This is a genomic window from Stutzerimonas chloritidismutans, from assembly GCF_051486945.1.
GTDB lineage: Bacteria > Pseudomonadota > Gammaproteobacteria > Pseudomonadales > Pseudomonadaceae > Stutzerimonas > Stutzerimonas chloritidismutans_B.
Map to the genome: position 1 here is coordinate 1,355,293 of NZ_JAHVDX010000001.1, position 16,614 is coordinate 1,371,906.

Annotated in this window: 12 protein-coding genes; 6 read left to right on the top strand and 6 right to left on the bottom strand. The window is 64.0% G+C overall.

Annotation, left to right across the window (positions count from 1 at the left end):
* Positions 1-33 precede the first annotated feature (33 nt).
* Entirely contained in the window at positions 34-1,722 is a 1,689-nt protein-coding gene (fadD2, locus tag KXR72_RS06195) for a long-chain-fatty-acid--CoA ligase FadD2 (RefSeq protein WP_437420200.1), read from the bottom strand.
* Between the two features lie 251 nt (positions 1,723-1,973).
* Here fadD2 and KXR72_RS06200 point away from each other — a divergent pair, with 251 nt between their 5' ends.
* Positions 1,974-2,444, top strand: coding sequence for a MaoC family dehydratase (locus tag KXR72_RS06200; RefSeq protein WP_437420201.1), 471 nt, complete (start codon positions 1,974-1,976; stop codon positions 2,442-2,444).
* 147 nt (positions 2,445-2,591) lie between these two features.
* Here the strand turns inward: KXR72_RS06200 and ccoM are convergent, their stop codons facing one another.
* The 4 genes from ccoM to KXR72_RS06220 all read right to left on the bottom strand — a co-directional run bounded on the left by ccoM (position 2,592) and on the right by KXR72_RS06220 (position 3,992).
* Positions 2,592-2,702 (bottom strand): cytochrome c oxidase subunit CcoM, encoded by a 111-nt coding sequence (gene ccoM / locus KXR72_RS06205; RefSeq protein WP_437420202.1) that lies wholly within the window; start codon positions 2,700-2,702, stop codon positions 2,592-2,594.
* A gap of 222 nt (positions 2,703-2,924) precedes the next feature.
* On the bottom strand, positions 2,925-3,086 hold the full coding sequence (locus KXR72_RS06210; RefSeq protein ID WP_437420203.1) for a hypothetical protein: 162 nt from the start codon (positions 3,084-3,086) through the stop codon (positions 2,925-2,927).
* Complete coding sequence (locus tag KXR72_RS06215) at positions 3,083-3,709, bottom strand: alpha-ketoglutarate-dependent dioxygenase AlkB family protein (RefSeq protein WP_437420204.1); 627 nt, start codon at positions 3,707-3,709, stop codon at positions 3,083-3,085. The genes KXR72_RS06210 and KXR72_RS06215 overlap by 4 nt, the downstream gene beginning before the upstream one ends.
* On the bottom strand, positions 3,696-3,992 hold the full coding sequence (locus KXR72_RS06220; protein WP_437420205.1) for an aspartate-semialdehyde dehydrogenase: 297 nt from the start codon (positions 3,990-3,992) through the stop codon (positions 3,696-3,698). Before KXR72_RS06220 ends, KXR72_RS06215 begins: the two co-directional genes overlap by 14 nt.
* A gap of 230 nt (positions 3,993-4,222) precedes the next feature.
* On the opposite strand from KXR72_RS06220, the gene rapA reads away from it, so the two are divergent.
* Positions 4,223-7,072: an RNA polymerase-associated protein RapA gene (gene rapA, locus KXR72_RS06225; protein ID WP_437420206.1), complete on the top strand. Its 2,850-nt coding sequence runs from the start codon at positions 4,223-4,225 to the stop codon at positions 7,070-7,072.
* A gap of 178 nt (positions 7,073-7,250) precedes the next feature.
* Here the strand turns inward: rapA and KXR72_RS06230 are convergent, their stop codons facing one another.
* Positions 7,251-11,681 (bottom strand): DEAD/DEAH box helicase, encoded by a 4,431-nt coding sequence (locus tag KXR72_RS06230; RefSeq protein WP_437420207.1) that lies wholly within the window; start codon positions 11,679-11,681, stop codon positions 7,251-7,253.
* 117 nt (positions 11,682-11,798) lie between these two features.
* Here KXR72_RS06230 and KXR72_RS06235 point away from each other — a divergent pair, with 117 nt between their 5' ends.
* The 4 genes from KXR72_RS06235 (at position 11,799) to KXR72_RS06250 (ending at position 16,344) form a co-directional block, all read left to right on the top strand.
* Complete coding sequence (locus tag KXR72_RS06235; protein WP_437420208.1) at positions 11,799-12,110, top strand: hypothetical protein; 312 nt, start codon at positions 11,799-11,801, stop codon at positions 12,108-12,110.
* 233 nt (positions 12,111-12,343) lie between these two features.
* Positions 12,344-13,633, top strand: a complete 1,290-nt coding sequence (egtB, locus tag KXR72_RS06240; protein WP_437420209.1) for an ergothioneine biosynthesis protein EgtB — start codon at positions 12,344-12,346, stop codon at positions 13,631-13,633.
* Entirely contained in the window at positions 13,634-14,599 is a 966-nt protein-coding gene (gene egtD / locus KXR72_RS06245) for an L-histidine N(alpha)-methyltransferase (protein WP_437420210.1), read from the top strand.
* Entirely contained in the window at positions 14,596-16,344 is a 1,749-nt protein-coding gene (locus KXR72_RS06250; RefSeq protein WP_437420211.1) for a S8/S53 family peptidase, read from the top strand. The genes egtD and KXR72_RS06250 overlap by 4 nt, the downstream gene beginning before the upstream one ends.
* Positions 16,345-16,614: the final 270 nt, after the last annotated feature.

The window sequence follows — 16,614 nt, forward strand, 5'->3', positions numbered from 1 at the left end:
GTAATTGAAAGTGAGGCTGCCCCCCGACAGCCGTCACGCCTGGTCGCGCAGCTCCCTGCGCAAGATCTTGCCGACAGCACTCATCGGCAGCGAATCGCGGAAGGCTATGTGGCGCGGAATCTTGTAGCCGGTGAAGTTCTCGCGGCAATACGCCTGTAACTCCTCGACCGTCAGGCTGGGGTCGCTGCGCACGACGAACAACTTCACCGCCTCGCCGGATTTCTCGTCCGGCACGCCGATCGCAGCGCACGCCGTCACCTTTGGATGCGCGGCGACGACATCCTCGATCTCGTTCGGATAGACGTTGAAACCCGAAACGATGATCAGGTCTTTCTTACGGTCGACGATGCGCACGAAACCATCGGGATCGATCACTGCAATATCGCCCGTCTTCAGCCAGCCCTCCGCATCGAGCACTTCGGCCGTCGCTTCCTCGCGCTGCCAGTAGCCCTTCATTACCTGCGGGCCCTTGACGCAGAGCTCGCCCCGCTCGCCAACAGGCAGCTCGCGGCCGTCGTCATCCACTACCTTCAGCGCCGTGCCTGGCAGCGGCAGGCCTACGGTGCCCAAGCGAGACTTGTCACCATGCGGGTTGGCGCTGACCACCGGCGACGTTTCGGTCAGCCCATAGCCTTCGGTTACCGTCACGCCCGTCACCGTCTTCCAGCGCTCGGCCACAGCCGACACCAGCGCCGTGCCCCCGGAGTTGGTGCCTTTGAGCGCGGAGAAGTCGATCTTCTTGAAATCCGGGTGCGACATGAGTGCGACGAACAAGGTGTTCAGCCCGAGGAAGCCGGTGAACCGCCACTTCTGCAGCTCCTTGACGAAGCCATCGATGTCGCGGGGGTTGGTGATTAGCACGTTGTGGTTGCCCGTGACCATCATGCACATGCAGTTCACCGTGAACGCATAGATGTGATACAGCGGCAGCGGCGCAATGATGATTTCCTGCCCCTCACCTATTACCGGTTTGCCGTGCTCGTCCAGCTGCTGCATGTTGGCCCGCACCTGTTGCATGTTGGCCACCAGGTTGCCGTGCGTCAGCATCGCGCCCTTGGCCACGCCCGTAGTGCCGCCGGTGTACTGCAGTACGGCAATGTCATCCAGGCCAAGCGTGGCCGGCTTGAGGCTGTGTCGGCCGCCATCGCGCAAGATCTGCTTGAACGGGGTCGCCTGCGGCAGGCTGTAGCTCGGCACCATTTTCTTAACATGCTTGACTGCCGCATTGACGAGCAGCCCCTTGAGCGAGGGCAGCATATCGCCGATCTGCGCCTCGATGAGGTACTCGATGCCGGTGTCCGGCAGCACCTCCTGCACCAGCTTGCCGAAGGTATTGAGATAGACGAGCGCCCGCGCGCCGGAATCTTTGAACTGGTGGCGCATCTCCCGCGCGGTGTAGAGCGGGTTGGTGTTGACCACGATGAGCCCGGCACGCAGGGCACCGAATACGGCGATGGGGTACTGCAGCAAATTGGGCATCTGCACGGCGATGCGGTCGCCGGGCTTGAGGTCGGTGTGATTCTGCAGCCAGGCCGCGAACGCCGAGGAGCACCGCTCCAGGTCGGCGTAGGTCAAGGTCACGCCCATATTGCTGAAGGCGGGGCGGTCGGCGTATGTCTTGCAGGAGTGCTCGAACACTTCCACCACCGAGCGGAAGCCAGCCATGTCCACCTCGTTGGGCACGCCGGCGGGACGTTTGTCGTTCCAGAAATCAGGTTGCATTCTTATTGGCCTCTTTACCTGAGATGGTCTGGCCCACGCACGGCGGGCTGTGGCGAACTTAACAGTTCAGCCGCACCGCGCAATAGCGCAACGAGCGTAATCAGCGGTGTGAATCTCAGCCCAAGCGACCCGCGGCACGACAACCGGGACAAGCCGCCGCTCGCTCTCTAGAATGCAGCGCTCCACGCGCTTTTGAACCGGGCCGCCGCCGCGACGGCTCCTTTTCCGTTACCGCACCTTGAGGTTCACGCATGAGCACGCTCAGCAACACGCCCTACTCCGCCCTGGAAGTCGGACAGACCGCCAGCTACGAAAAAACGGTCGAGGAGCGAGACATCCAGCTCTTCGCCGCCATGTCCGGTGATCGCAACCCGGTCCACCTGGATGCGGACTACGCTGCCGGCACACCCTTCAAGGAGCAGATCGCCCATGGCATGTTCAGCGGCGCCTTGATCAGCGCAGCGGTCGCCTGCACCCTGCCCGGCCCGGGCACCATCTATCTGGGCCAAACGATGAAATTCACGCGGCCGGTCAAACTCGGCGACACCCTCACCGTGCGCCTGGAAATTCTGGAAAAGCTGCCCAAGAACCGGGTCCGTATCGCCACCAATGTGTTCAACCAGAACGATGAACAGGTGGTAGGTGGTGAAGCAGAAGTCCTGGCGCCACGCCGCGAGGAAACTGTCGAGCTCAAAGAGCTGCCGCCGATCAGCTTCGGCTAAAGCCCGCACGCACACCCTGCCCTATCCTGGCTAGCGCTTGCGCCCTGCCAGGATAGGCAATCACCGCCCGCCGGACATAAAAACGCAGCCATAAAAAAGGGCGACCGAAGTCGCCCAAATGCCTTGCGTGCTCTGTGTACTGGGGGATCAGTGCTTCTTTTGAGCGTCCCGCCAGATGAAGTATCCGAATCCGCTGAGGAAGGCGACCATCAGGCCGACCGTGATCACCCCTGCAAGCACCACATTATCGACGAACATGATTTCCTGCCTCCGCGCTGTAGCTGTTGTGCTGTTCGATGGGTGCTACGTTACCCGCCGCCACTGATAAAAAATTGACCGACGTCAATGGGGGCCAAGCCCGTCAGGACGAGCGCGCCACCAGCTGATCCAGATCAAGAAAATGGGGGTGTTCAGGCGGGGAAGTAGGCGGTCTGCTGGAGTGTCCAAAGACCGTGACGCGGGGAGACGACAGCGGGCAGCTCAGCGCTTCTTGGGTTTGGCCTTGCCCTTCTTCTTCGGTTTACCCAGAGGCAGCGCCTGTTCGAAGGCCTGGCGCATTTCGGCGAGGCGCTTGTCCTTGAGGTCATGGATGCGCTTTTCGCGCTCGGCGCCGAAGTCGATCAGTTTTACATCATCGTTCATGCAGGGTACTCGCGGATGATCCGGCGGAATGTCAGGTTCAGGCGTGGGCTGGCCACCTTACGCGTCCGGGCGATCTGGTGTTGCCAATGATGCTGCGTCGGGCCAGACATGACCAGTAGCGATCCATGCTCCAGGCTTAGCGAATGCTCGATACGGTTGACGCCTTTGCGGCGCAGATCGAAACGCCGGGTCGCGCCCAGGTTGAGGGATACCACTACCGGCTCGGCGCCCAGCTCCGGTTCGTCATCGCTGTGCCAGCCCATTGCATCCTGGCCGTCCCGGTAGAGATTGAGCAGCACGGCGTTGAGCGCGCTTCCGGTGTCAAGTTGCAACCGATCACGGATATCGGCCAAGAGATCGGTCCAGGGCAACGGCTCATGCACCAACCCAGAATAGCGATAGCGCGCCTCGGGGTCGCCGTACCAGGCGACCTGCCGCGGCACAGCGAACGTCTTGCCGTACAACCTGATCGTCGGCTGTTCCCATGGCGTTTCGGCGACAAGCTGCTCGAGCCAGTGATCGGCCAGCTCGGGCGCCACCCACCGTGGCCAGTAGTAGAGGTCGGCCTGCGGCAGTTCGATGCGCAGGCCTGGAGCGCCCGGCCGCGGTTCAAACCTCAACATCGACCCAGAGCCCCTGGCGGGGCAGTTCGTCGAGCGCGGCCTGGTCTTCTTCGGCGGTTTCACCTTCGGCCAGCTCCTGCGGACTGTAGCCACGGCGCTGACGTCGGCGCTGCTCGTCACGCAGCATCTGTTCGGCTTCTTGCGGATGCCGGCGGTCGAGCTCGACCGAACTCTCATTGGCGCTTGGCTCCACCGGCGCGACAGGTGGCACGTCAGGACGCGGCTTGACCACATCCTGTTGCGTCGTGACTTGAATGGCGCCGGGCGGAATCACTGGCAGCATCTTGGCTCTCCCATAAGCGGACCGATACGCACCGCTCCAATTCCCTGGAGCTTTACCCAGAGATCGGCCGGGCCGGCGCCAACTTTAGCGACGGCGCTACACTGGCAAGGCTCGCTCCGTTTCGTCGACAAGGCGCAGGGGCGTGGGCCTACTTTAACCGGTCGGCTATCGTCGCTCTATCGACAGTGTTCCGTTAACATAGCGGGCTTTTTTACAGCGGGAGGCAGGGCATGGCGCAGCAGTATCTACCGGGGCAACGCTGGATCAGCGACAGCGAAGCGGAACTCGGTCTGGGAACCATCCTCACGCAGGATGGGCGGATGCTCACCGTGCTCTACCCCGCCACCGGCGAGACCCGCCAGTACGCCACCCGTAGCGCGCCGCTGACCCGCGTACGCTTCGTTCCGGGTGACGAGATCACGCATTTCGAAGGCTGGAAGATGACCGTGCGAGAAGTTGACGATGTCGACGGCCTGCTGGTCTACCACGGCCTGACCGCGCAGAACGAAGCCCGCACCCTGCCCGAGACCCAGTTGTCCAACTTCATCCAGTTCCGCCTCGCCAGCGACCGCCTGTTCGCCGGGCAGATCGACCCGCTGAACTGGTTCAAGCTGCGTTACCACACGCTGGAAAACCAGAGCAAACAGCTGACGTCCCCGCTCTGGGGCCTGGGTGGCGCGCGCGCCCAACCGATTGCGCATCAGCTGCATATCGCGCGTGAAGTTGCAGATCGTATCGCTCCCCGCGTGTTGCTGGCGGATGAAGTGGGCCTGGGCAAGACCATCGAAGCGGGCCTGGTCATTCATCGCCAGCTGCTGTCCGGGCGCGCCAAGCGCGTGCTGATCCTGGTGCCGGAAAACCTCCAGCACCAGTGGCTGGTCGAGATGCGCCGCCGTTTCAACTTGCAGGTCGCGTTGTTCGACGATGAGCGCTTTATCGAAAGTGATGCCACCAACCCCTTTGAAGACACCCAGCTCGCCTTGGTCTCGCTGGACTGGCTGAAAGATGACGAGCGCGCCCAGGACGCGGCCTTCGCTGCCGGCTGGGACCTGCTGGTCGTGGACGAAGCGCATCACCTGGTCTGGCACCCGGAGAACGCCAGCGCGGAATACAAGCTGGTCGAACAACTGGCCGAGGTCACGCCCGGCGTCCTGCTGTTGACCGCAACGCCGGAACAGCTCGGCCAGGAAAGCCACTTCGCCCGCCTGCGCCTGCTCGACCCGAACCGCTTCCATGATCTCGAAGCCTTCCGCGCCGAGAGCGACAGCTACCAGCCGGTCGCCCGCGCAGTGCAGGAATTGCTCGACGAAGGCCGCCTATCCCAAGAAGCGCACCAGACCATTCACGGCTTCCTCGGCGACGAAGGTGAAGCGCTGCTGGCCGCGGCCACCGACGGCGACATCGAAGCCAGTAGCCGCCTGATTCGCGAGCTGCTCGACCGCCATGGCACTGGCCGCCTGTTGTTCCGCAATACGCGCGCCGCCGTGCGGGGGTTCCCGGAGCGCCAGCTGCATCCGTATCCGCTGCCCTGCCCCACCGAGTATCTGGAACTGCCGTTGGGCGAGCATGCCGAGCTGTATCCGGAAGTCAGCTTCCAGAGCCAGCAGGAAGAACCGGATGCTCAGAACCGTTGGTGGAACTTCGATCCGCGCGTCGAGTGGCTGATCGACACGCTGAAGATGCTGAAGAAATTCAAGGTGCTGGTCATCTGCGCCCACGCCGAGACCGCGCTGGACCTGGAAGACGCGCTGCGCGTGCGCTCCGGCATTCCGGCCACGGTGTTCCACGAAGGCATGAGCATTCTCGAGCGCGACCGTGCTGCCGCCTATTTCGCTGACGAAGAGTTCGGTGCGCAGGTACTGATCTGTTCCGAGATCGGCAGTGAGGGTCGCAACTTCCAGTTCGCGCATCACCTGGTGCTCTTCGATCTGCCATCGCACCCTGACCTGCTGGAGCAGCGCATCGGCCGTCTCGATCGGATCGGTCAGGCCCACGTTATCCAGCTGCACGTGCCCTACCTGGAAACCAGCCCGCAGGAACGTCTGTTCAAGTGGTACCACGAGGCGCTGAATGCTTTCCTCAACACCTGCCCCACCGGCAATGCCCTGCAGCATCAGTTCGGCCCGCGCCTGCTGAATCAGCTGGAAGAAGGCGACGACGACGAATTCCAGCAACTCATCGAAGAGGCACGCGCCGAGCGCGAACGACTGGAAGCCGACCTGCATGCCGGCCGTGACCGTCTGTTAGAACTCAATTCCGGCGGCGGTGAACAGGGCAAGGCACTGGTTGAGGCCATCGAAGAGCAAGACGACCAGTTCGCCCTGCCGATCTACATGGAAGAGCTGTTCGACGCCTTTGGCATCGACAGCGAAGACCATTCCGAGAACGCTCTAATTCTGCGCCCGAGTGAGAAGATGTTGGATGCCAGCTTCCCGCTCGGGGACGACGAAGCCGTGACCGTCACCTATGACCGTGAGCAGGCACTTGCTCGCGAAGACATGCAGTTCCTCACCTGGGAACACCCCATGGTTCAGGGCGGCATGGACCTCGTGCTGTCCGGCTCCATGGGCAACACCGCGGTGGCGTTGATCAAGAACAAGGCGCTCAAGCCCGGCACCGTCCTGCTTGAACTGCTCTATGTCAGCGAGGTGGTGGCGCCGCGTGCCCTGCAGCTCAACCGCTTCCTGCCACCCTTGGCGCTGCGTTGCCTGCTGGATTCGAACGGCAACGACCTGGCGCCCAAGGTGGCGTTCGAGACGCTCACCGATCAGCTGGAAAGCGTCCCGCGCGCCAGTGCGAACAAGTTCGTCCAGGCTCAGCGCGACGTGCTGGCCAAGCAGATCGCTGACGCCGAAGCCAAGGTCACTCCTCGCCACACCGAGCGCGTCGCCGAAGCGCAGCGCAAACTGAAGGCGAGTCTCGACGAAGAGCTGGCGCGCCTGACGGCGCTGCAAGCGGTCAACCCGAGCGTACGCGACAGCGAGATCGAGGCCGTGTGCAAGCAGCGTGAGGAAGGTCTGGCGATGTTGGAGAAGGCCGGGCTGAGGCTGGAGGCGATCCGCGTGCTGGTCGCCGGCTGACGTTCGATCGCAGTATAAAAAGGCCGGCTACGAGTGATCGCAGCCGGCCTTTTTCATTTCATCGCCCTCGCGTAGTGGCGTAGCGCAGCGCGATCCCATCGGTACTGATTGCCGCCACACATGGTACCGCCCGTGCAACCCGTCCCCTGACCTGTTCCTGAAGAGCGCTAGCGCAGTCCTAACGTCGCGCCACTGCAAGCAGTTGCCTGGCCTTGCGCTGGTCGTCTTCGCTCAGCTCCGCCAGCAGCTCCGGCTTACCGCCGATCAGCAGGGCCAGCGGGGCACCGTCGCGATAAAGGATGCGATTGCCTGCAGTGGCGGGCACGCGCTCGCCGGGTAGCAGTGTGCCGACCTGATTCAACGGATCGACTGCCGAGACAGCGATCATTTCACCGGCCAGCGGCCGCTTGCGCACCTCACGCAACAGGCCAACCGCCTCTGGCAAGGCGAACTGCTCGCCCGGCACACCCGCCACGAAACGCCCGCCACGGATCTCACCCCGCGCTTCGAGCCGATGGTAGACGCGCAGGAGTTCACGCCAGGGCGGCAACCAATCTGCCTCTCGGTCCAGCAGGCGCCAGAACACCACGCCGTAGCGACGCAGCAAGGTCATCGCAACGTGCTCCAGCGCTTCGGGATCCAGCATCGGCCGGCGTGGAGAGGTTTCGGGCGGCGCCGGCACGCCTTTGCGCACCAGCGCCCAGCGACCCGCGTCGGCCATGCCGCCGATGAATGCCCCGCCGCGGCTCTGCCGGGTGCTGCGTGAACGCTTCGCCGCGGGCGCCAGCAATGCCCGCAGGCCGGCGAAACTGTCGGCATTGACCAGCCCCACCGCAACCAACTCACCCAGAGCGTCTTCCAGCTCGCTGCGTAACAGGCGGGCATCCTGCTGCAGCTCGTCGAAGAACAAAGCGCCCTGCCCCTGCAACGTCTCGAACACCCGCTGCGCGCGTGATGACAGTTCGGGCTGTGGCGCATCACTGGCCAGCGCATACCAGGCTGCCAACTGCCGACGCGGCAGCAGCACGATAGGCGTGCCGCGCACCGGCCCGCTGCTGGCTTTGATTCGCCCGGCCAGGCGCGTCCAGACGATGCGCCCGGAGCGGCACAGCTCGTCCAGCCAGGTGCCGCCGTAATCTTTCAAGCGCGCCGGCAGCAGGTCGCTCTCCCAGGCGCCTGCGGCGGCCTGGAAGCCTTCAAGTTGCTCGACGACGGTGCCGAGCGCCTCGCGGCCCTGCATCCGCGTCGCCTCGGACAGGTGCTGCCAGTCGAACAGGAAACGCATGAAATCGGCGCGCTCCACCGGTTCGATTTCGCGGCGCAGGCGCTTGACGGTGTAACGGTGCATGCGCGCCAGCAGATGCCGCTCGCACCACTCCTCGTCCGTTGCGCCAGGCGTGAAGCGGCCGCGCAGCATATAGCCCTCCGCCTCCAAACGCGTGAGCGCCAACGCGACCGCCGAAGCTGGCAGGGCCAGCGGCCGGGCAATCAGCGGCACCGGCAAGGGGCCGAAGCCGGTCAGGCGCGCGCGGATCAGTTCGACCAAGGCATCGTCTTCACTCGACGGCTGATCGAAGCCAGGCAGCGGCTTGAGCACCGGCTCGCAAGACGCCTCGGGATAGATGGACTGCAACAAGGCAAGGCGCTCGACGGGCAGCCAGAGCGCGCGATCCTGCGCGACCTGCATCCGTGTCGCGCGCCCGCCACGAGCCAGTTCGTTCAGCCAGGCAGGCCATTGGGGATCGGCCTGCACTTCGGCTTGGGCAATACAGCCCAAGCCTGTAAGCGCTTCATGCAACTCGTCCGGATTACGCGCCTGGGGCCAGGCTTGCTCGCCGACCGCCTCGATTGCCGCGGCATCCAGCGCGCCGAGGTCGTCGGCCGATTCGGGGTCGGTCCAGCGACGATTGAGCACAGCCTGAGTCCGACGCTCTTCCAGCGGTGCGTCGTCGAGAAAGGCGTAAGGCCGCGCGCCCAGCACTTCCATGGCCAGCGGCGACGGCGCCGGCAGGTCACGCGCCAGAAGCTCGATATCGCCAGCCTCGATCCGCCGGAGCAGCGCCAACCAGCCATTGCTGTCCATGGCCTCGTGCAGGCAGTCATTCAGCGTCTGGGCGACCAGGGGATGATCCGGCACCTCCCGCTCGCCAACGATGTTCTCCAAACAGGCGACCTGGTCTGGAAAGACGGTCGCGAGCAGGTCTTCACTCTTCATGCGCTGTAGCTGCGGCGCGACTTTGCGGCCTCCGGCCATTCGCGGCAGCGCCAACGCGGTGGTCGCGTTCCAGCGCCAGCGCACGCCGAACAGCGGCGCATCGAGCAGCGCCTGGATCAGCACCGCTTCGGCGCTGTTGGGGTGCAGGTAACGCCAGACGTCATCGAGCGGGAAGCTGTGGCTGGTCGACAACGAAAAGATGATCGCATCTTCGGTCGCCGCGGCCTGCAACTCGAAGTTGAAGGTGCGGCTGAAGCGCTTGCGCAGCGCCAGGCCCCATGCGCGGTTGATCCGACTGCCGAACGGCGAATGGATGACCAGCTGGGTGCCGCCGGACTCGTCAAAGAAGCGCTCCATGATCAACCGCTGCTGCGTAGGCAACGCGCCCAGCGCCGAGCGGGCACGGGCCAGGTACTCGACGATCTGGCGAGCCGCGGCGTCTGGCAGGCCGAGCGTGTCGGTGAGCCAGTCGATGGCAGACTCGAGTATTGATGAACGTTCGCCGGTCTCGATGCATGTTGCTTTTGTAGGAGCGAGCTTGCTCGCGAAAATCGACACCTCGGGGGCGTCCGGTTCGCGAGCAAGCTCGCTCCTACGGGTCTGGGCGTCGGCTGCAGACAGGCGCGCATCGATCTCCGCGCGCAGCCTCGCTACGGCTGCCGACAGCTCATCGCTTCGCCCCGGCGCCTCGCCTATCCAGAAAGGAATGTTCGGCGGCTGGCCCTGCGCATCCTCGACCCGCACGCGACCGGACTCGATCTTGATGATGCGGTAGGCCGTATTACCGAGCTGGAAGACATCGCCGGCAAGGCTCTCGACGGCAAAATCCTCGTTGACCGTGCCGATGTTGAAGCCCTGTGGTTCGAGCAGCACCGAGTAATCGGCATTGTCAGCAATGGTGCCGCCAGACGTCAGCGCGGTCAGACGCCCGCCGCGTCGCCCGCGCAAACTGCGGTTGACGAGATCGCGGTGCAGATACGCGCCGCGTGCACCGTGGCGGGTGCTGTAGCCCTCGGCGAGCATCGCCAGCAGCGCCTGATAATCCGCCTGGCTCAACCTGGCGTAAGGCATGGCGTGGCGGATCAATGCTAGCAATGCATCCTCCAGCCACTCCCGGCACGACACCTCGGCGACGATCTGTTGCGCCAGCACATCCAGCGGGGCCATTGGTATCACCAACGTATCGAGCTCGCCGCGCCGCACGGCGTCGAGCAAGGCAGCGCATTCGATCAGGTCATCGCGTGAGCTGGGAAACAGGCGCCCCTTCGAGACACCGCCCACCTGGTGACCGGCGCGGCCGACGCGCTGCAGGAAAGCGGAAATGGACCGCGGCGAGCCCAACTGGCAGACCAGCTCGACGTCGCCGATATCGATCCCAAGCTCAAGCGACGCGGTAGCGACCAGCACCCGCAACTCGCCGCGCTTGAGTCGCTGCTCGGCATCCAGCCGCTGTTCGCGCGCCAAACTGCCGTGGTGGGCGGCAACCACGGCGTTGCCCAGCCGCTCGCTCAGATGCCGCGCCGCGCGTTCGGCCATGCGCCGGGTGTTGACGAAGATAAGTGTGGTTCGATGTTCACCGGCCAGCACGGCAAGCCGGTCATAGACCAGCTCCCAGACGGCGTTGCTCATAACCGCTTCCAGCGGCACCGGCGGCACCTCCAGCGCCAGGTCACGCGCTCGGCCATGGCCCACATCGATGATTTCGCAGTGGCGCCCGACACCCACTAAATAATCGGCCACCGCCTCGATGGGCTTCTGCGTCGCCGACAGCCCGACGCGCACCAGCGGTTGCCCGCACAAGGCCTCCAGCCGCTCCAGCGTCAACGCCAGATGGCTGCCACGCTTGTTGCCCGCGATGGCATGGATCTCGTCGACAATCACGCTGCGCACACCAGCGAGCATCTGCCGACCGGACTCGGAGCCGAGCAGCACATAGAGCGACTCCGGCGTCGTCACCAGGATATGCGGGACCCGCTTGCGCATCGCGGCGCGCTCGGCCTGTGGCGTGTCGCCGGTGCGCACCGCCGTACGAATAGCCGGCACCGGCAGGCCGAGCCGCTGCAGCTCGTCACGGATTCCGGCCAGGGGTTGTTCGAGGTTCCGATGGATGTCGTTGGACAGCGCCTTGAGTGGCGAGATGTAGAGCACCGCCGTTTCATCCGGCAGCCCACCTGGTTCCAGGCTGCGCTGCACCAGGTCGTCCAGCGCGGCGAGAAAGGCCGTCAGCGTCTTTCCTGAGCCGGTAGGCGCTGCGACGAGCGTCGATCGCCCGCTGCGGATCAAGGGCCAGGCACCGGCTTGCGCGGGTGTCGGTGCCGGAAAGCGCCGGCGGAACCAATCGGCCACGGCGGGATGGAAGCGGGCCAGAGGGTCGTTATCGATGGGTGATTTCATGCCTGGACTATGCGGTCGGGGCCGTCGGCCTACAAGGGTGGGCGACGCCAGCCGTATCGCAGGAAACGGAGGCGCGCCCGGGCGGTCCATCTAAGACAACCGATGACGGAGAACAGCATGAGTGACCAGACCATGACAATCGACGAAGCGATGCAGCTCGTGTCCGAAGCCTTTCTTCCCTGCGGCTGCGTAACCAGCGCCAACCCCGACGAGGACAGTTTCGGCTTTACCGTGATGACCGGCAGCGGCACCGAAGTGCTGCGTGTCCCGAGCGTGACACAGGCGGACTACAGCAGCCCGCAGCGCCTGGGTGGCGTCATCGAACAGGCGCGGCTTGACGTCGAAGATAAGGACCAGCGGCTGGAACCCTGGACCATGCCGGACATCACCGACGGCACCGGGATCCCCGAAACCACCCCCAACTACTGATCAGCACCGTCGACCACGCATCGCCGGCCCACCGGGCCGGTGCGGTCACCTGTGTCTACACCGGACGGCCGCCGACTCGCCATCGCGTCGCCTTTCGCAATTGCCGATCTGCTGCTTTCATCAAAGCGACACGTCCGGGCCAGAGCATGTGCCCGGTCGAACTTTCACGTCGCGCTTCGGGTCGCTTATAGGGGCGATCGGAGCCCACGTGTGCATCCGACAAGGGGGACGACATGGGCAATCTGGCGCAACAGGCACAACCGGCACTCGCCGACCTGGAAGCCCTGCTGCAGCGGTTCCGACAGGTGCGTGCTACCAGTGAAGCGATCTGCGCACCGCTGCAGGTCGAAGACTACGGCGTGCAGAGCATGCCTGACGTCAGCCCACCTAAATGGCACCTGGCGCATGTCAGCTGGTTCTTCGAAGCCTTTCTGCTCAAACCCTACCTGGCCAGCTACCGGCCGCTAGATCCCGCTTACGACCACCTTTTCAACTCGTACTACGAAACGCACGGCACGCCCTTTCCCCGAGCGCGCCGCGGGCTAATCTCCAGGCCCGGCGTAGCTGACGTCTACCGCTTTCGCCAGCACGTCGACCATGCCATGGATGACCTGATGAGCAACCCGCCGCGGCACCATGCGAGCGAGATCATGCGGCGCGTGGAGTTAGGCCTGCAGCATGAGCAGCAGCATCAAGAGCTGTTGCTGATGGACATCAAACACATCTTGGCGCAGAACCCGCTGCACCCGGTCTACCGCGCCGATCTGAAACTCGCCCCAACGCTGCATCACGACCGCCTGCGCTGGCATGATCATGCCGGCGGTGTGCGCCATATCGGCCACGCCGGCAGCGGCTTCGCCTTTGACTGCGAGACGCCACGGCACCGCCAGTTCGTCGAGGATTTCCAGCTCGCCGACCGGCTCGTCACCAATGGCGAGTACCTCTCCTTCATCGCCGACGGTGGCTATGCGCGAAGCGACCTTTGGCTGTCGGACGGCTGGGCGCAGATACACCAGGCCGGCTGGCATGCGCCGCTCTACTGGCAGCGCCACGACGACGCCTGGTACGAAATGACCCTTGGCGGGCTCAGGCCGCTCGACCTCGATGCGCCGGTCTGCCATGTCAGCTTCTACGAGGCCGACGCTTATGCCCGCTGGGCTGGCGCGCGGCTACCCAGCGAAGCCGAGTGGGAGGTGGCTGCGAGCGACCAGCCCCGCCGCGGCAACTTTCTGGAAAACGACCACCTGCAGCCCGTCGCTGCGCGCGCGCCCCACGAGGGCCCGGCGCAGCTGTTCGGCGACGTCTGGGAGTGGACGGCCAGCGCCTATCGCCCCTATCCCGGCTTTCGACCGCTCGAGGGCAGCCTGGGCGAGTACAACGGCAAGTTCATGTCCGGCCAGATGGTGTTGCGCGGCGGATGCTGCGCGACACCCGAATCTCACATCCGCGCGACCTATCGCAACTTCTTCCAGCCGGCGATGCGCTGGCAATTCGCCGGGCTGCGCCTGGCCAGGGAGCTTTGAATGGCACTTGCCGTACGTTTCCACGACCAGACCCAACCGGCTCATGAGGCATCCCTAAGGGACGAGGCGCTAACGGGCTTTGCGGCCTCCCCCAAGCACATCTCGCCGAAGTTCTTCTATGACCGGCGCGGCTCCGAACTCTTCGAACAGATCTGCGTGCAGCCGGAGTATTACCTGACCCGCACAGAGGAAAAGATCCTCGCCCACGCCGCGAACGACATCCGCGAGATTGCCGGGCCGCAAACCGACTTGATCGAACTGGGCAGCGGCGCCAGCCGCAAGGTCAGGTTGCTGCTCGAGGGCCTGAAGCCGGTCAGCTACCTGGGCGTCGACATCTCGGAAGACTTCCTGCTGACCAGCACCCAGCGCCTGGCCGCCGACTACCCCTGGCTCGAGGTGCACGCAGCCTGTGCCGACTTCTCCGAAGAGCTGAAGCTGCCGGACGATTTCGAGCTGCATCACCCGCTGGTGTTCTTTCCTGGCTCGAGTATCGGGAATTTCACGCCGTTGGAAGCGCGGCGGCTGCTAGGCCATCTGCACGACATCCTGCCGCCGGGCGGCGGGCTGCTGATCGGTGTCGACCTGGTCAAGGACCGCAACGTGCTGGAGGCGGCCTATAACGACCGAGCGCACGTCACCGCCGCGTTCAACCTCAACCTCCTGCAGCGCATTCGCAGCGAGCTCGACAGCGACATCGACCCGTCCCGCTTCCGCCACCAAGCGTTTTTCAACGAACAGCATTCGCGCATCGAAATGCACCTGATCAGCCGCGAAGCGCAGGACGTGACCATCGAGGGCCAGCGCTTCCACTTCGATGCTGACGAAAGCCTGCACACCGAGAATTCCTACAAGTACACGCTGCAGACATTCGCCGACCTCGCAAGCAGCGCAGGCTTCGACTGCAGCGGCCAGTGGACCGACGCCCAGGAACTGTTCAGCGTGCATTACCTGCAACGCCGCCCATGACCCCCATCGAACGCCACCTGATCGCCCTCGTCTTCGCGCTCGGCCTCGGCACTGCCAGTGCCGATACGCCGCTGCGCCTCAAGGATCTGCAGCGCTGCGGTGACTTGTTCTCCACCGCAGAGCTGACGTTCTGCCTTCGCGGCGACGGCCTCGGTAGCGGACCGGTTGACGTGATGCTGAGCGGCAAGCCCGTCGCGGCCACGCGCGAGCAAAACGGGAGGCTACGCCTGACGCTCCAGCGCAAGGACCACCAGAGCGGGCCGCTCTGGCTGGAGCAGGCGGGGCGCCAAAGCAACCCGGTCTGGCTGACGCTCAACGGCAGCCACGTGGTGCCCGCAGGCCCCGATGAGGTCGCGAAGAACATGGACGGCCTGACGACCTACGTCGACCTGGTCAGCCTCATCATCGAGGAGGACCACGACGGCCTCGCCGAATCGCAGCGCCTTGCCAAAAAATATGGGGCGACGGTCGTGGGTGCCATCGCACCACTCAACACCTATCAGCTGCGCCTGCCGGTCAAGAACCTGACCGAGCGGGATGCCATGGTGCTGCGCCTGGGCAGCGAGACCAGCGTCGATGCGGTCGTCGTCGAGGAATCCGGCGCAGAAGAGCCGCTGGAAGCCGATTCGCAAAGCAAACCCCGAAATAGCGAATGGGTCGCTAACCGATTTCTCGATGCGGTGGATTTCTACCTTCGCCGCGTCCCTGCAGAGCGAGCGCCTCTCCAAACGCATCCGGTCCGGATCGGCATCGTCGAACGGGACGTCGATTTCGATTCACCCGAGTTCAGCGATTACCTCGGCCCGTGCGACCCCGCTCAACCTCGCACCTGCGTTTATGCCCGCGACGCCCAAACGCCGGCGGATCATGGAACCAGCGTCACGGGCATCCTCGCCGCGCGCAATGCCAACCCGGGCGATAGTGGCTTTCTCAGTGCACTGGAGCCGATCAGCTCCGGTTTCGAGGTGATTGTCGAGCGCAACTCGGACGCCGGCATCACCGCCAATGTCGCCGCCTCGGTAAACCTCGTGGAAGACGGCGTGCGGGTACTGAACTGGAGCTGGGGCATCCACCGAGTCGGCACCCGCGACGTTGAAGGCCAGGAAGTCGATTCCCTGGTGCGCTCCGGTGTCGCCATGAGTGGCTATGAGGAATTGCTCGAGGAATTCTTTCTTTGGCTGCGCCGCGAACACCCCGACGTGCTGGTCGTGAACTCCGCCGGCAACGGCTCGGCGCACTCCGGGCAGGATGACTATCGCCTCCCCTCCTCGTTCATCACCGAGCAGTTGCTGGTGGTCGGCGCGCATCAGCGCGACCTGAGCAAGGACGTGCCCGTTGAGCATCCGGACTACGTAATCAAACGCCCCTCGTCGAACATCGACAGGCGCGTCGATATCACCGCGTCGGCCTGCACCCGTGCCGCCACCCTCGAGCCGGGCAAGCGTGGCGAGGTGCACTGCGGCACGTCCTACGCCACACCCATGGTGACCGGCATCGTCGCCGCCATGCTGTCGATCAATCCGGCGCTTGCCCCTGAACAGCTGCGGGAATTGCTACGCCGCAGTGCATTGACCATCGGCCGCAACAGCGATTTCGAAGCCGCCGAGGCCGACGACCTGACCGCTCCGATCCTGCCGTCCGAGCGCAGCTATCAACTGGACAACAAGGACATCGGCCGCTCGGCGCGGCTCGACATGCGCAAGGCTCTCGAACTGACCGTCGACAGTCTGCAACACGTGCGCTGACCTCCACGCCCGGTTATTCCAGTTCAATTGAATGCGTTCGTTGGTTAGAACGTACGCGTTGCATCCGAAATAATCTGAAATAAAACCAAAGCCTCTGAGACAAACGGTAAATTTCACACGACACCGTTTCATTTCGTCTCGCTTTAATTAACGCCCCGCAATGTCCGATGATCGGATTTCTTCAAAATCAATCACTTATAAATACAATCATTTTGATATTTAAATGCCACGCCTGTAATGGCAATATAGACAAGAGCAACAACATTCCGA

What these genes read in the sequence shown, in the direction of transcription:
- ccoM (WP_437420202.1), bottom strand. Translation starts at nt 2,702, where the DNA reads ATGTTCGTCGATAATGTGGTGCTTGCAGGGGTGATCACGGTCGGCCTG.
- egtB (WP_437420209.1), top strand. Translation starts at nt 12,344, where the DNA reads ATGGGCAATCTGGCGCAACAGGCACAACCGGCACTCGCCGACCTGGAA.
- fadD2 (WP_437420200.1), bottom strand. Translation starts at nt 1,722, where the DNA reads ATGCAACCTGATTTCTGGAACGACAAACGTCCCGCCGGCGTGCCCAAC.
- KXR72_RS06235 (WP_437420208.1), top strand. Translation starts at nt 11,799, where the DNA reads ATGAGTGACCAGACCATGACAATCGACGAAGCGATGCAGCTCGTGTCC.
- KXR72_RS06215 (WP_437420204.1), bottom strand. Translation starts at nt 3,709, where the DNA reads ATGTTGAGGTTTGAACCGCGGCCGGGCGCTCCAGGCCTGCGCATCGAA.
- KXR72_RS06250 (WP_437420211.1), top strand. Translation starts at nt 14,596, where the DNA reads ATGACCCCCATCGAACGCCACCTGATCGCCCTCGTCTTCGCGCTCGGC.
- KXR72_RS06230 (WP_437420207.1), bottom strand. Translation starts at nt 11,681, where the DNA reads ATGAAATCACCCATCGATAACGACCCTCTGGCCCGCTTCCATCCCGCC.
- KXR72_RS06200 (WP_437420201.1), top strand. Translation starts at nt 1,974, where the DNA reads ATGAGCACGCTCAGCAACACGCCCTACTCCGCCCTGGAAGTCGGACAG.
- KXR72_RS06220 (WP_437420205.1), bottom strand. Translation starts at nt 3,992, where the DNA reads ATGCTGCCAGTGATTCCGCCCGGCGCCATTCAAGTCACGACGCAACAG.
- egtD (WP_437420210.1), top strand. Translation starts at nt 13,634, where the DNA reads ATGGCACTTGCCGTACGTTTCCACGACCAGACCCAACCGGCTCATGAG.
- KXR72_RS06210 (WP_437420203.1), bottom strand. Translation starts at nt 3,086, where the DNA reads ATGAACGATGATGTAAAACTGATCGACTTCGGCGCCGAGCGCGAAAAG.
- rapA (WP_437420206.1), top strand. Translation starts at nt 4,223, where the DNA reads ATGGCGCAGCAGTATCTACCGGGGCAACGCTGGATCAGCGACAGCGAA.